This window comes from Ferruginibacter sp. SUN106 (genome assembly GCF_050611765.1).
In the GTDB taxonomy this organism is placed as follows: domain Bacteria; phylum Bacteroidota; class Bacteroidia; order Chitinophagales; family Chitinophagaceae; genus Ferruginibacter.
The window spans coordinates 67291-82482 of sequence record NZ_JBODJC010000003.1 but is presented as its reverse complement, the minus strand read 5'-3'; the positions used below and the strand labels follow the sequence as shown (position 1 = coordinate 82482).

Genomic DNA, 15192 nt, shown 5'->3' with positions numbered 1-15192 from the left:
TTTACTATTATGTAAGACACGGCTTTTTTAATTGTGATACTCTCTTCATATACAACTTTTCCTTTTATACAGATGTGCTGTAATGCAGGCTGCTACCGCCTGTCACCCGTATCAACCAAAACACCCTTGTCTTTTTTTTACACTTTTCCTGCCATAAATAATTATTACCCTTTATCCTGTTTTAAGTTTTCTATACCTGCTTATTGTAACAGTTTCGTGCAGCCATAATTTATAAAGTATACCAAAACAAAGTAGTCATGAAACAACTAATTACCATGCTTATTGCTGTGGTGGCAAGTGCTGCAGTTCAAGCTCAAACCAAGCCCGGTTCAATATCGGGCACTATTACCAACAACGAGAATAAAGCAGTAGATGCTGCTACCGTGCAATTATTAAAAGCAACAGATAAAAGCCTGGTAAAAATTGCGGTAAGTGATAAGGCCGGCAATTTTGCATTTGATAAACTGCCGGAAGGTAAATACCTGGTCAGCATCACGGCTGTAGGCTTTACAAAAAAAATTACATCACCTGTTGAAATAAATGCAGCTAATACTGCAATAGTTATTACTGACGCAAAACTATTGCCACAGGCAAAAGGGCTGAGTGAAGTAACTGTGGTTTCCAATAAACAATTCATCGAGCAAAAGCCCGACCGCATGGTGGTGAATGTAGAAGCTTCTCCTTCTAATGCAGGCGCTACAGCTTTGGAAGTGCTGGAAAAATCACCGGGCGTTACAGTAGATAATGACGGTAACATCAGCCTTAAAGGAAAACAGGGTGTAATTATTATGATGGATGGAAAACCAACTTATCTTTCGGGTGCAGATCTTGCGAACGTATTACGTAATCTGCCTGCATCTGCATTAGACCAGATAGAGATCATGACCAATCCTTCTTCCAAATATGATGCATCAGGTAATTCAGGGCTTATCAACATCAAAACAAAAAAGAATAAAGCAAAAGGTTCTAATGGCAGCATCGCTGTTGGCACTACCAATTCTTTATTCAGAAAAAACGGGACAGAAGAAATGACCTGGAAGCCCAGTGTATCTGTAAACTACAATTACAAAAAGAATAAGATCAATTTCTTCACCAATGGTGTATACAATTATCGTGAAGGAAGAGGTGAACTGAATATTGTAAGCCGTTATTACAGGGATAACAAAGCCATTGATAGTATCAATAATGTAAATACCTTTTTCCGTTTTAGAAATAATAACTACACTTTAAAAACCGGGTTGGATTTTACTCCCGATAAAAAAAATAGTTTTGGCATTGTATTGAATGGTTTTTTATTTGCGGGAAGGCCACACCCGGTAACCAACACCACTTATACCACATTAGATGGTGTGCCATTTTCCAGGTTGAATACAGAAAATACCAATAAATTAAGCTGGAATAATTTTGGTGCTAATTTTAATTTCAGGCATACTTTTGACAGCGCCGGCACCGAGTTAACACTCGACCTGGATTATTCCCGTTACAACAATACTTCCGATCAAAACCTGAGCACCGGTTTCTTTGATGGTAATTATAATAAAACAGCAGACTCCATGTTTTTAAACGGCCATGTGCCATCGGTGATTGATATCTATTCTTTAAAATCTGATTTTGTGCATACTTATAAAAATGGAGTGAGATTAGAGACCGGAATTAAATCCAGTTATGTAACATCTGATAACCTGGTTGAGTATGTACGTAAGGCAGGTACTACATGGGTGCCTGATGCAAGGAATAATCATTTTGTGTATACCGAAAATGTTAATGCCGCTTATATCAATGTAAACAAACAATTTAAAAAATGGAATGTGCAAACCGGTGTGAGGGCAGAAAACACCAATACAAAAGGTGTTCAGGCAATTGATAATTCGTCGGTAAAAAGGAATTATGTCAGCCTCTTTCCTACCGCATTTGCAAGCTATACTATTAATGAAAAAAATTCACTTACAGCTTCAGTAGGAAGAAGGTTACAGCGCCCTAATTACCAGGACCTGAATCCTTTTACTTTCTTTTTGGATTCCTTAAGTTACCGCCAGGGTAATCCTTATTTAACACCACAGTTTTCTTATAACTATGAATTGACGCATAGTTACAAGGGCAAGTTAAATACCACATTGAATTATACTACCACCACAGATGTTATTTCGCAGATCATTAATCGTAAAAAAGGAAACAGCGGAGAGATCATTGGTTTTCTTACCTCAGATAATATTGCCAAATATACCAATGCAGGTATTGCTATCAGCGCTCCGGTAAAATTTACAAAATGGTGGAACAGCAGTTTATATGGCAATGTATACCGCAATCATTATACCGGCACCTATATCAGTAATGAAACGGGCAAGCCCGAAGTAGTTGATCTTGACCTTGCTTTTACTTCGTTTACCCTTAATGTTAATAACAACTTTACCATCGGTAAAGGATGGAGTGCAGAGTTAAGTGGCTTCTATCGTTATAAAACCATTGAGCAGTTATCACTCTCTTATCCAATGGGACAATTGAGTATTGGCCTGGCAAAAAACAATTTACTCAAAGGCAAAGGCAGCCTTCGTTTAAATGCTCGTGATCCTTTTAATTTTCAAAAATACCATGGCCTTACCCAATACGGCACTGTGGATATTGATATCCGCAACCGCTGGGATAACAGGCAATACGGAGTAAACTTTACCTACCGCTTTGGCAAACAACAAGGCCAGAGCCGCCGCAGATCTGCAACAGAAGATGAACAACAAAGAGTGGGCGCCGGTAATTAATAATGTGTTTTAGTTTATAGTTATAGAAGAAGATCCCCGGCAGTTTTTACTGCCGGGTTTTTATGCTATTTTATTTTAAAAATTGCCTGATAAATATGAAGGTTGTAGAAACGCAATAGTTATAGTACACCCGTTTCCGATACTACTGGCAATATCTATTTTTCCATTATAGGCATCCGTACGGTGAATAATATTGGAAAGCCCGATACCGCTGCCTTTTTGCACCGTATCAAACCCCTTTCCATTATCAGTTATTTGCAGTTGTATTAAATCGGAGAATTGCGCCAGGCTTATTGAAGCCTTTGATGCATGTGCATGTTTAAGAATATTATTGCATTGCTCTTGTATAATGCGGTATATATTTACCTTAAATCCTTCATCCAGGGAAGCCTCATTAATGTTGATATCAAAACTAATATCAGTATTGGTAAGTTTAAAGTTTTTGGTAAGCTGCTCAATGGCCCCGCTTAAAGTTTCCACTTTAAAAAGAGGCGGAACAAATGACGAAGACAGTTTTCTGATCTCATCCATTGCGGAAACGGTGATGTCCAGGCTTTTTGCAATGAGTGTTTTATCATTATCAGTAAAAAGAAGGGCGTGCTTGAGAAAAATAGTGGATGCCACAAGTAACTGGTTGATATTATCATGCAGCTCCCTGCCCAGTTCGGCCCGGCTTTTTTCCTGCGATTCTAATGTAGCTCTCAGTATTTCTTTTTCCTTATTTGTTTTAACCTCTTCAAGCTCTTGCTGGATTCTTAATTTTTCTGTAATATCATTTATGGTAATAAGAAATGCAGGTTTGTTATTATAGTTGATAGATGTGATTGATGGTTCTATATGAATAATATCGCCGTTCTTTTTTTTATGCAACCGTATCGATCTGTCTGAAGTATAATTTCCATCTTCAATCTGCTTTTTTAAAGAGTGGGCAGGCAGGTCAACCCGTATATCATATGCCGTCAGTTGCAAAAATTCTTTTCTTTCATAGCCATACAATTTTGTAGCAGTTTCATTCACTTCAATAAACTGCAATGTTTTCTCATCTAAAATACCAATGGCAAAAGGGCTGTCATTAAAGAGGCTCCTGTATTGCTTTTCAGATTCTCTCAACACTTCTTCTATCCTTTTCTTTTCGGTAATATCCTGCACAGTACCCAGGGCCTTAAAATTTCCGGGTAAGGCTCCCGGTTCAAACCTTGCCTGTTCCCTTACCCATTTCTCCCCTGCGGCAGTAACAATACGATGTTCTATATCATAGTGCTTGCTATCGAAAGCAGCCTGCCAGCATGCTTCCACCATTGGCCTGTCCTGTATGTGTATGCTACCCAAAAAAAGTTCATACGTTATAGTGGTATTGGGTGGTATTTCAAAAATACGGTAGGTTTCCTGCGACCATTCTATTACATTGCCCGGTACTTCCAGGTACCAGCTACCGGTTTTGGATACCTGCTGCGCATCTTTTAATTGTTGTTTTCTTTTTAGCAAGGCTTGTTGAAAACTGAGCAGTTTTTCTTCATGCTCCTTTTGAATGGTGATCACGTTACGGATAGAAAGGAATTGCACTATGCTGCCATTTTTATCCCGTACAGGAGTAATAACAGTATCTACCCAATAAAATGTACCATCTTTTGCCTTGTTTTTAATTTCTCCCCTCCATACTTTTCCTGCCTTTATCGTTTGCCACATCTGCTTAAAAAAATCATCTTCATGATACCCGCTGTTTATGATACGGTGATTTTGTCCAACAAGTTCTTTGTAAGTATATTTAGAAATTTCAACAAATTTGTCGTTTACATAAATAATCCTCCCATCCGGGTTTGTAATAGAAACTATGGCAGCTTCATCAACAGCAGACTGGTATGCCTGCAGCATTGTTGAAAGTTTATGGTATCGTTCCTTTGGATCAAATTGGTGCATAGTGATCTTTATACCTTGTTAGTAATTTTATAACACCCAGTGGCGGTTATAAAATTACTAAGGTAAACATGATTCTGCTAATGACGGTTGTCATATAATATATTGAAGCCGGTCATTTGCGCCTCTCGTGCTAATCCTGCAACACCAGCTCGTGTTTGCTATGCGCTTCCATAAGCTTGCGTTGCACATCGTATGCTACGGGAGAATAGGAATCAAAACGCATATTGAATCGGGCACGCCCCTGCGTTAAGCTACGCAATGACGAAGAATACTGGTGCATTTGTGCCAATGGTACTTTTGCGGTGATCTTTTGAAAATGCCCCTCGGCTTCCATACCTTCCACTACACCAAGCCTGGTTTGCAGGTCGCCCATTACAGCGCCTACCTGTTCATCAAGACAAAGGACTTCTACCTGGTACACCGGTTCCAGTAATTGTGGAGCTGCTTCCATAAATGCCTGCCGGAAAGCCTGCAAACCAGCTATCTTAAAGGAAATATCATTGCTGTCAACAGGGTGCATTTTGCCATCGTATACACAAACCCTTATATCACGTACATAGCAGCCTGTTAAAGGACCGTTCTGCATTTTTTCCAATACGCCCTTTAAAACAGAAGGTAAAAAACGGGCATCAATCGCACCGCCGACAATGCAATTACAGAATACTAACTTACCTCCCCAATCTAAATTCATTTCATCACGGTGCCTTACATTCAATCCCGATGGCTCAGGCATGCCTTCATACCATGGCTCTATGCGCATAAACACTTCGGCAAATTGCCCTGCTCCACCACTTTGCTTTTTGTGGCGATAGTTTGCTTCTGCCATCCTGCCAATGGTTTCCCTGTAAGGAATTCTTGGCCTGCCCATTTTTACTTCCAGGTTATGAATATGTTCTATTTTCCATTGTATCACCTGCAGGTGCAATTCGCCCTGGCAATGCAATAGCGTCTGTTTCAATTCCTGCGACACTTCAAACTGTACAGTAGCATCTTCTTCCTGTAAAGTATGTAATGCCTGCGATAGTTTTTCTTCATCGCCTTTGTTCACAGTAGTAATGGCTACGGTAACATTGGGATGAGGAAATTGTATGGGCTCTAATTCAATATTAGTGCCTTTATCATGCAGCGTATTATTTACATGAGTAGAACGCAATTTTATAGTAGCGCCAATATCACCGGCAACCAGCTCCTGTACGGGCACACGGTTATGCCCTTCCAGTAAAAACAGTTGGTTGAATTTTTCTGTAACACCGGTATTTTCATTCACCAGTTCGCTACCGGCTTTTATGGTGCCACTGTATACTTTAAATAAACTCAGCTCACCAATATGTGGTTCTATAATGGTTTTAAAAATAAATATACAAGCTGGTCCATTGGTATCGCAAGGCAGCAATTTTCCTGTGATTGTTTTTTGTGGCGGCATTTCATTAGCTGCCGGACATACGTAGTCGATAAAACTCATGATGCGGCCGATGCCCATATTTTTTTCAGCTGATGCACAAAAGAGCGGAAAAATATCATGCCTGATCATGGAGGTATGCAACCCGGCCTTCATATCTTCTTCACTTAGTTCGCCCTGGTCAAAATATTTTTCCATCAGGCCTTCATCATTTGAGGCAATGGTTTCCACCAATTCTTTATGCAATTGCTCTGCCCTTTCTTTTTCGTGAGCAGGAATGGGTAGTTTTTCGGGTTTTCCACCTTCGGGCTTAAACTGGTACAATACCATGTTCAGCACATCTATAATGCCATTAAACCCTGCACCTGTTTGCACCGGGTATTGCACTGCCACTACATTGGCACCAAAATGTGCTTTTGCTTCTCTTACTGTTCTGTCAAAATCAGCTTCATTTTTATCCAGCTGGTTTACAATAAAAACGGTCGGGGTTTTAAATGTGTCGGTATATTCCCATATCACATCTGTGCCCACTTCCACACCCATGGCACCGTTTAACACCATTATACCAGTATCGGCTACACGTAATGCACTGATCACTTCTCCCGAAAAATCATCATAACCGGGTGTATCTATAATATTGATCTTATACTCTTTCCAGTTGGTATGCATCAGCGAAGCAAATACAGAACTTTGTCTTTCTGTTTCCAGTTCGTGGTAATCGCTTACCGTGGTTCTAGTGCTAACCGTACCACGGCGTTTGGTGATGCCTGCCTCAAACAGCATACATTCGGCAATGGAGGTTTTACCACAACCGGCATGCCCGAGCAAGGCTATATTTTTAACATGATTTGAATCGTAAGTTGCCATAAAAAATATTTTAGAATTATAGGATGCCCATAAAGCAACCAGCCAATCCTATTAAGACTGGCTGGTTTATTAATGAGAAATTATGCGTTAACAAATTGATGAAACTCCTGTTCCAGTTTATCAAGATCGGCAATCAGCAGGTCCAGCTTGTCTTTGATCTGGTGATGCGGAACACGATGCCCGATATTGGGGTACCTTTCTGTTTCGTTGATATGGTGCTTCAATTCATGCTTCATATCATGAATATTAATGAGCTGGATGTGAAACTGGTTATGAAAATGTTCTACGCCCAGTAATATTTCATGACTGGTTTTGCCCGGAGCAAAAAAATACAATTCTGATTTCATTTGTTTTATTGCTTTGCTGTATTGCGCCAGGGTCTCGTACCATGTTTTGCATTCGCTGATCAATGGTTGTTGTTGTGTTGCTGTGATCATATAGCTTATGTTTTAAGTGTGAGTAATGTGCGGTATAGGTAACCGTTTCCATATGCGGATTAAAGGTAAAAACGAGGGTAAAAAAAACACTGATTTCAGTCAGTACGGATAATAAGGGTAATCATTTTTTAGAAAGAGGGTTAGTGCTAAATGATTACAAGAAAAAGTCGCCGTAATTGTAAAAGAAGTTTCTGAATACAAAGCTAATAATTAAAATGAGCTTTCATAGTAAGCTGGCAAATAGATTTGCACCATTTTTTTCCACTTATAATAAAGTATGCAGGCAAGTTGCCGGGGATAACAGTTAATCACCTAAGTTCATTATTTTTACATATAACCGTTTCAAACCTTCTTTTATGTACACAAAATGCTTGTCTTATATTTCCCTGGTAATTGCAGTAACCATTTGCAGTTGTTCCAATAATGATTCCAATAATACTGCTGCCAAAGGCGCTGATACGTTGAAACCTAATCAACCTAACACCAATTACAAACCAGCTTTTGAAGGGCAGAAGAATATTACTGCTGTTACTACCACCACACCTTACAAAGTAGAAAGACTTGCAGAACATATCGGCAGGCCATGGGCTGTAACACCAATGCCCGACGGGCAATTGCTGGTAACCGATAAGTCGGGCTTTATGCTGATCCTTAGTGCTGAGGGTAAACTGGTTAAAAAGATCACCGGCTTTCCTCCTGTGAATGATAAAGCCCAGGGCGGACTGCTGGATGTGGCGCTTGATCCTGCATTTACAAAAAACCGGATCATTTACTGGTCATTTTCCGAAAAACGTGATACGGGCAACCTTACTGCTGTAGCTAAAGGGGTATTGCCAGAAAAAGATACGGTGATAAAAAATCCGGTAGTTATTTTTCGTGCCACACCGGAACTCAACAGCGAATTGCATTATGGCTCCCGCCTGGTATTTGATAAAGATGGTAACCTTTTTGTAAGTGCAGGAGAAAGATCTATTCTGCCGGGCAGAAAGCAGGCGCAATGGCTTAACAGCGGACTGGGTAAAATTTTTAAGATCACTAAAGAAGGGAAACCTGCACCAGGCAATCCTTTTATCAACCAGGCCGATGCAAAACCTGAAATATATTCTTACGGGCACCGCAATCCGCAGGGGCTTGCCTTGCATCCAGCCACAGGCGATTTATGGGAAGTGGAGTTTGGGCCAAGGGGCGGTGACGAAGTAAACCTTATTAAACCAGGCAAAAATTATGGCTGGCCATTAATTACCTATGGTATAGAATATGATGGCAATAAAATCGGCGATAGCATTCAGCAAAAAGCTGGCCTTGAGCAACCCGTGTATTATTGGGATCCTGTGGTTTCGCCAAGTGGAATGATATTTTACAGCAGTGACTCTATCCCTGAATGGAAGAATAATTTGTTTATTGGCGGCCTCAGCAGCATGCATATCATCAGGCTGGTAATTGAAAACAATAAAGTTGTGGGTGAAGAAAGTTTACTAGCAGATCAAAAAGAAAGGATTCGGGATGTAGCCGAAGTAAATGGTAAATTATATGCTGTTTCTGATGGCGGTGTTCTGTTCAGGATAAGCAAAAAATAAAAAGGTTGATCATGCTGCACCGGTTGGGTTATTGACTGAACTGGTGCAGTAATAATTTATTATGCAGCATCCAGGTATGGCAATTGGGGTTGTTGGGTTCATTCCAGAACAGATCAATATGCCCGTGGTAAGAGGAATCTGTTTGCAGTAATTCTTTTTTTACAGTAGTATCCAGCCAGGAAAAATTAAATTCTTCCTTTGTATAATGCGGAGAAACCCAATCAGGTTTCATGTAATCTGTAACGATGGATTGAAAGGTTGCAGAATCAAAATACAAAACTGCCTGTAATGTATAATCCGAAGGGCCGGGTACACTCCTGTCTGCCGTACCTGAGTTATCAATAAAACTATATAGAAATTTTACACTTCGGGGATGATAATATTTTAAACTGATCAGCCGGCCTAATGCAGCCGTATCAGTAGATATAGTAGTCTTTACGTTTCCGTTAGTAACTGTATATGCTGAAGAAGCAAATTCGCCAATGGTATCGGAGGTGGCCACTTTTTCTGAACCGGAATTATTACAATTGCAATTAAGCAACATTATGCACAGGCATAAAAAACATAAAGGGCTGTAAATTATTTTTCTCCGCATACTATGATATTGCTGTAAAGATTTAATCAAATTAATTTCAAATTAAAAATAATTACGTTTTAATGATTAAAACAAAAATGTTAATAACAGGGTTGTTATACCGCCTCACAGACAAAAAAATGACATTAAAATACCATTAAGCATAGAGAGTACAGGATAGAAAATTAGGTAAGTTCCTTACTTTTGCGACTTTAGAGCCGGTTATGGCGACTTACATTTTATGCAGATCAAAATTTCTTCTTACGTACCATTATTAGTGATTCTTTTAACGATAACCGGTTGTAACCGCAACAGAGGTATTGCCGACCCCTTAAAGCCGGGTGAACAACATTACAAGCCGGCATTTGCCGGTCAAACCAGGGCAGATACACTTAAAACCATTACCCCTTATAAAGTAGAAACCGTAGCCGAACATTTAGGAAGGCCATGGGCAATTATACCAATGCCCAACGGGCAGTTACTGGTAACCGAAAAGTCGGGCTTTATGACCTTGCATGATGCCGATGGTAAAATACTTAAAAAAATTACGGGCTTTCCTGCAGTAAATGATGCCGACCAGGGAGGGATGCTTGATGTGGTATTGGATCCTGCTTTTAAAAAGAACAACACTATTTACTGGGTATACTCTGAAAAATACGGCAGTGGCAACCTTACTACTGTTGCTAAAGGACAACTGTTGCCCGCTGATTCTGTGATTACAAATCCCGTGGTTATTTTTCGTGCTTTACCCGAATGGAACAGCATACAACATTATGGCTCCCGCCTGGCATTTGATAAAGAAGGTTATCTTTTTTTAACCACAGGCGAAAGAGGTAAACCAGAATCAAGGATGGAAGCACAATCCATTAAGAACTGCCTGGGTAAAGTTTTAAAGATCACTAAAGAAGGTAAACCGGCTCCCGGCAATCCTTTTATTGATAGCACCAATGCCAAACCTGAAATTTATTCTTACGGGCATCGCAATCCGCAAAGCCTTGCCATTGATCCGGTAAACGGAGACTTGTGGGAAGTAGAATTTGGCCCCCGTGGTGGTGACGAATTAAATCTTATTAAGCCGGGTAAAAATTATGGCTGGCCCATAGTTACTTACGGAATAAATTACGACGGTAAAGTTTTTGGCGATGCCATTCAGCAAAAAGAAGGGATGGAACAGCCTGCCTATTACTGGGATCCTGTTATTTCTCCCAGTGGTATGGCTTTTTATACCAGCGATTCTATTCCCGAATGGAAGAACAATCTTTTTATCAGTGGCCTTACCAGTACACGTATTGTAAGATTGCAGATCAAAGATCATAAGGTTACAGGCGAAGAAAGTTTACTGGAAGATAAAAAAGAAAGGATCAGGGATGTTGCTGAACTTAATGGTAAGCTGTATGCCATTACCGATTCGGGTATTATGTACCGCATCAGTAAAGCATAAATCTTTTATTGCATTTCATTCTGTTCCCCACGCTCCCATCGGCTGATATAATTTGAAAACTGAACTAAGAGTTCATTATTACTTATATACAATAACATTAGCGGGAATAATTTAAAGAAAGCCCGTTTTACAGTATTATCAATCGATACTCCCGGCAACACATGGCTTAGTAAAGGAAAGAAAACAAAAACCACCGCAATTACATACAGATAGTTTTTTGCCGTACCATTAAATTTTCTTTTTACAATAAGTTCAGCCGCAAATAAAGCCAGGAAAATAAAAATAAAATAACTGTAATGAATAATACCCTGTTCGCTGAAGAGCAGGTTATCATTGGTTTGTACAAAGCGGTCCCACACCGATACAAGGCTGGTTAATTGTGGGTTTATCTGCGCTGCAATACTGTATTTTGTTGGAAGATAATGATTGATATAAATATACACTGCCGTTAGATAGAACACAAGAGTAGGTACAACAAAAACAAAAGTGTTGAGTAGTATTTTTTTTATTCCTGCCTTATGTGTAGCATTATTTAAAAAGATAGCGGGCAGCATAGCACCACAAAGCAATAATGTTTCGGGCCGGATATATACTGCAATACCCATCAGCAACCCTGCAAATGCCAATTCATTTAACTGCTGTTTTTTAAAATAACTGAGCATAAAAAAAACAGACAGGAAAAAAAACACCGCATTACTGTAATCGTACAATAACATAAAAGTATACGCATACATTTCGGGTATGGCCAGAAAAAAAATAACCAGCACTCCTGCAATTACCCGGTGCAGTGATGCGCTGATAATATGATACAGGATAACAATAAAACAGATAAATACATTGATGAGCCAGACCTGGCCAAAAGGAAAACCTGCAAACTTATAAATGATCTGCAGGCAGGTAATGAACGGAGGTTTTAGTGTATTGCCATTTTGTGTGAGCAAAAACACACTGTTGAGCATTGTTTTTTCACGTACTGTAAATTCTGCAATGGCTTCGGCACCGGTGGTTACATCATTGGGTGTAGGCGGGTAATAAAAGCAACGCCATGCACTTACAAAAATGATAAAGCCAATGGCTAACAGGAAAGGAATTTCGTAAAATGTTATGCTGAAACGGGCAGACCTGAACATTGTGCCTGCCATCTTTACACCAGAGATAAATTTTACATTTACTATAAGTGCAACTGCCAATAATAAAGCCAATACATTCAGCGGCGTAATGGGAATATACAATAGCTGCAATAAAAAAGGAACTACTGAAAAAACGGCTATTCCCATCAATATGGCCAGGGGCAGAAAAAAAGCAGGCTTTAAAATTATCCGGAATAAAGTAAGCAGGCCAAAGCCTGTAGCCAATTGCAAAAACGTCAATAAAATAATGACCAGTATACTACTCATAAAGAATTAAAATTTTTGAAAGGCGCTGATGCTGTCTTTTAATTGTTGTACGCTGGTAATACTATCTATGCTGAATTTATTGTGTTGCACACTTACCACCCAGTTGGCTTTAATTGCTGTTGTATCTCTGGCCCAAACCGTTTTAAGATTGGTAAAATAATAAAACGTAACCGGTTCGGGCACAGGATATGTAATGCCGTATTTTTTAAAATATCCCTCTGTGGGAATAAGCACCAGTACTGTTTGGCTATTGCCTTTTTGTTCAAATAAACCGGCAATTTCTTTTGAATAAGTGTACATGGTAGTGAAGCGTTCTGCTTTCCTTTTTTCAAGAGACAATTGCTTGTGTTGTACCCGGTAATCATTCCAGTAACCAAATATCTTTTCCTTAAGCCATGATCTGTTAGCCGGCAACACAAAAAAAATTGCCAGTACCATGATACCGCCAAACAGTACCAGTATTTTTCTTGCCGTACTACCCGGGTAAAACCGGTGGGGCTTTCCGGCTGTTGTAATATCGGGTGTAAGATCGTCCTCTTTATTTTCCATTCGCTTTTAAAAGGCATTTTGCAGTGCAATAATAACAAGCTTTCTCTATAAATCGCCTTCTTTATGCTGTAAAGCCGGGGCTTGCAGAAAAATATTCCCACGCTTTTTACGTTAACCTACCATACCAATTCCAATTCCGTGAAAAAATACTACTTCCTGCTTTTATTGCTTGCGCCGGTATCAGTTATAGCGCAAAAAAAAGTGGATCTCGATCGCTTTAATTTTAAAGTGCAGTTCCGTTCCCTGCCCAATATAAGGTTAGACAGTACCTACAGGACCTATAACGTTGCCGTAACAGCCACTAAAATGATGCAGCCTTTTATGCAGGATATTGACCCTGCCAACACGGTTACATTAGAAGGCTGGCGAAAGTTGCCACAGCAAGGCCACCTGAATATACAGGTAAAGCTGGAAGACCTGTTGCCTGAATCGGTATCGGTTAAAGAACATTCATTGGTTACAAGAGACCGCAATGGAGCTGTTACAGGTACCAAAACCATGTACTACCAGGAAGTAGTGTACACATTTGCCGCCACTGCACAAATTGCAGATTATAAAGGCACTCATATCATGGATGAAATATTGGCCGACCGCCAGTACAAACAGGTGTATACCAGTCCTGAATTTGCATTTAAACCTTTAGCCGAAGGTTATTTTGTATTGAACTCTTTAGCAGTAACCAAAGAGTTGTACCGGACTTGCGTAAACAAAGCCATGCACTACCTGAGCGACCGCATTACCGATAATTTTGGTTTTGCAGAAGTTACAGCAGATGATTTTATGTGGGTTATCGGTAGCAGGAAACATCCTGAATATGAGGATGACAGGAAGGCTTTTCAATTAATGAATGAAGTATTGTTTAGCATGAATGCCAGCACATCCATTGAAAGTGCCCGTGAAAAATTAAAACCAGTGATTGATTATTTTGAAAATATCAAAACCACTTACAGCACTTCTAAAAAACACGATAGAAAAATACGCTACTCCAGCTATTTCAATTTGGCTGTGTTATATTATTACCTGGATGATCCTGAAATGATGATGAAAGAAGCCAATGGTTTGATATTAAATGATTTTCATACTGCGGTAGGTACATCATTCCAGCAAACTGCAACCCGTTTAAAAAACCAGTTTCAGCAAACGCATATCTATACCCGCCATTTCAGTATCGACCCTACAGCTTTTAAAGGGCCTAATGAAAAAACAGACACTGTGGTTAAATAATTGTACTGTTTATTTTATTGCACTGATAACAAGGGCACTTCCTTCAACAGCCACTTTTCCTTCTGGATACCTGCTGTTGATGAGTTCAAATACTTCAGACTTTATTTTTTGCCGCATGGCATCATCTGCCTTGCTTAATGCGGCAACAATCGGCGCTCCCACTTCTGTCATCATATTCCAGTAAACCTCCGCTGTACCTGCATTTAATGTAGTAGTCACTTCTTCTTCCTGTATATTTTTAAATCCTGCATTTTCAAATATCGCTTTCATCATACCCGGTTTGCAGCAACGAAACATACCCGGTGCTCCGGGTGGCGGTGGTGGTAATTCCATATTTTTTGCAATGGTACCCATCATTGCAGTTACCCAAAAATTTTTATCCGGTACATTCCACACCGATGTTGCTACTCTTCCGCCGGGTTTTAATACTCTTGCCATTTCTTTAGCCGCCAGCTGCATATCCGGAAAGAACATAAAACCAAAACGGCAACTGACAGCATCAAAATAATCATTATCAAATGGCAGTTCACAAACATCGCAGACTGCAGTTTCTATATTTGTAATGCCACGCTGTGCAGCATTAGCCCTTGCAATGGCTAACATATCTTCTGCTACGTCCGTCATCACAACTTTACCACCATTAAGCATACCCGCAATGGTTAAGCCGGGTTCTCCTGTACCGGCAGCAATATCCAGTATCCTGTTGTTACCCGATGGCTGTATGGAAGCAATAATACTTTGACCCATCGGATGCAGAAAATCCATGGTAAGCTGATCCCATTTTTTCCAACCCGAAGAGAATTTATTCCAGGATTGTTTTTGCTGCTCTCTTATTTCTTCTAACTGTGCGTTCATGATAATAAATTTAAGACATATAAAGTACTACAAATTCCTGTAAAGTAAAAGCCTGGCTTTTTGCAAATAGTGTCTCAGTTTAAAAAGTTGTAAGCCTGAGCTTGTCGCAGGCGGGTTTCAGTTGAAAAGAGGTGTTTCCTATAATATAGCCCGCCTTCGGCAAACTCAGGCTGACAGTATATTGTAAAGGAGGCATTGTACC

The 15192-nt window shown here is 39.8% G+C and carries 11 protein-coding genes; 4 read left to right on the top strand and 7 right to left on the bottom strand.

Annotated elements, in window-relative coordinates:
* Window positions 1-257 precede the first annotated feature (257 nt).
* Entirely contained in the window at window positions 258-2753 is a 2496-nt protein-coding gene (locus ACQ334_RS11665) for a TonB-dependent receptor domain-containing protein (protein WP_430988395.1), read from the top strand.
* 75 nt (window positions 2754-2828) lie between these two features.
* Here the strand turns inward: ACQ334_RS11665 and ACQ334_RS11660 are convergent, their stop codons facing one another.
* The 3 genes from ACQ334_RS11660 to ACQ334_RS11650 all read right to left on the bottom strand — a co-directional run bounded on the left by ACQ334_RS11660 (window position 2829) and on the right by ACQ334_RS11650 (window position 7373).
* On the bottom strand, window positions 2829-4625 hold the full coding sequence (locus ACQ334_RS11660) for a PAS domain S-box protein (RefSeq protein ID WP_430988394.1): 1797 nt from the start codon (window positions 4623-4625) through the stop codon (window positions 2829-2831).
* 175 nt (window positions 4626-4800) lie between these two features.
* Window positions 4801-6936, bottom strand: coding sequence for an elongation factor G (locus tag ACQ334_RS11655; RefSeq protein WP_430988393.1), 2136 nt, complete (start codon window positions 6934-6936; stop codon window positions 4801-4803).
* 80 nt (window positions 6937-7016) lie between these two features.
* Entirely contained in the window at window positions 7017-7373 is a 357-nt protein-coding gene (locus tag ACQ334_RS11650; protein ID WP_430988392.1) for a hypothetical protein, read from the bottom strand.
* Window positions 7374-7729: 356 nt separating this feature from the next.
* Between ACQ334_RS11650 and ACQ334_RS11645 the strand changes: the two genes are divergently transcribed.
* Entirely contained in the window at window positions 7730-8950 is a 1221-nt protein-coding gene (locus ACQ334_RS11645; RefSeq protein ID WP_430988391.1) for a PQQ-dependent sugar dehydrogenase, read from the top strand.
* 28 nt (window positions 8951-8978) lie between these two features.
* On the opposite strand, the gene ACQ334_RS11640 is transcribed toward ACQ334_RS11645, so the two are convergent.
* Window positions 8979-9545, bottom strand: coding sequence for a hypothetical protein (locus ACQ334_RS11640; protein WP_430988390.1), 567 nt, complete (start codon window positions 9543-9545; stop codon window positions 8979-8981).
* Window positions 9546-9765: 220 nt separating this feature from the next.
* Between ACQ334_RS11640 and ACQ334_RS11635 the strand changes: the two genes are divergently transcribed.
* Window positions 9766-10965: a PQQ-dependent sugar dehydrogenase gene (locus ACQ334_RS11635; RefSeq protein ID WP_430988389.1), complete on the top strand. Its 1200-nt coding sequence runs from the start codon at window positions 9766-9768 to the stop codon at window positions 10963-10965.
* Window positions 10966-10970: 5 nt separating this feature from the next.
* Here the strand turns inward: ACQ334_RS11635 and ACQ334_RS11630 are convergent, their stop codons facing one another.
* Both ACQ334_RS11630 and ACQ334_RS11625 read right to left on the bottom strand, forming a co-directional pair.
* Window positions 10971-12362 (bottom strand): glycosyltransferase family 39 protein, encoded by a 1392-nt coding sequence (locus tag ACQ334_RS11630; protein ID WP_430988388.1) that lies wholly within the window; start codon window positions 12360-12362, stop codon window positions 10971-10973.
* A gap of 6 nt (window positions 12363-12368) precedes the next feature.
* A complete protein-coding gene (locus ACQ334_RS11625; RefSeq protein WP_430988387.1) occupies window positions 12369-12911 on the bottom strand; it encodes a hypothetical protein in 543 nt (180 codons plus the stop codon).
* Between the two features lie 138 nt (window positions 12912-13049).
* On the opposite strand from ACQ334_RS11625, the gene ACQ334_RS11620 reads away from it, so the two are divergent.
* Complete coding sequence (locus ACQ334_RS11620) at window positions 13050-14135, top strand: hypothetical protein (RefSeq protein ID WP_430988386.1); 1086 nt, start codon at window positions 13050-13052, stop codon at window positions 14133-14135.
* A gap of 9 nt (window positions 14136-14144) precedes the next feature.
* On the opposite strand, the gene ACQ334_RS11615 is transcribed toward ACQ334_RS11620, so the two are convergent.
* Window positions 14145-14990: a class I SAM-dependent methyltransferase gene (locus tag ACQ334_RS11615; RefSeq protein ID WP_430988385.1), complete on the bottom strand. Its 846-nt coding sequence runs from the start codon at window positions 14988-14990 to the stop codon at window positions 14145-14147.
* Between the last annotated feature and the right edge of the window lie 202 nt (window positions 14991-15192).

Excerpts from the sequence above, each read along its gene's own strand:
- ACQ334_RS11630 (WP_430988388.1), bottom strand. The coding sequence starts at position 12,362 with ATGAGTAGTATACTGGTCATTATTTTATTGACGTTTTTGCAATTGGCT.
- ACQ334_RS11665 (WP_430988395.1), top strand. The coding sequence starts at position 258 with ATGAAACAACTAATTACCATGCTTATTGCTGTGGTGGCAAGTGCTGCA.
- ACQ334_RS11650 (WP_430988392.1), bottom strand. The coding sequence starts at position 7,373 with ATGATCACAGCAACACAACAACAACCATTGATCAGCGAATGCAAAACA.
- ACQ334_RS11615 (WP_430988385.1), bottom strand. The coding sequence starts at position 14,990 with ATGAACGCACAGTTAGAAGAAATAAGAGAGCAGCAAAAACAATCCTGG.
- ACQ334_RS11645 (WP_430988391.1), top strand. The coding sequence starts at position 7,730 with ATGTACACAAAATGCTTGTCTTATATTTCCCTGGTAATTGCAGTAACC.
- ACQ334_RS11625 (WP_430988387.1), bottom strand. The coding sequence starts at position 12,911 with ATGGAAAATAAAGAGGACGATCTTACACCCGATATTACAACAGCCGGA.
- ACQ334_RS11640 (WP_430988390.1), bottom strand. The coding sequence starts at position 9,545 with ATGCGGAGAAAAATAATTTACAGCCCTTTATGTTTTTTATGCCTGTGC.
- ACQ334_RS11655 (WP_430988393.1), bottom strand. The coding sequence starts at position 6,936 with ATGGCAACTTACGATTCAAATCATGTTAAAAATATAGCCTTGCTCGGG.
- ACQ334_RS11635 (WP_430988389.1), top strand. The coding sequence starts at position 9,766 with ATGCAGATCAAAATTTCTTCTTACGTACCATTATTAGTGATTCTTTTA.
- ACQ334_RS11660 (WP_430988394.1), bottom strand. The coding sequence starts at position 4,625 with ATGCTGCAGGCATACCAGTCTGCTGTTGATGAAGCTGCCATAGTTTCT.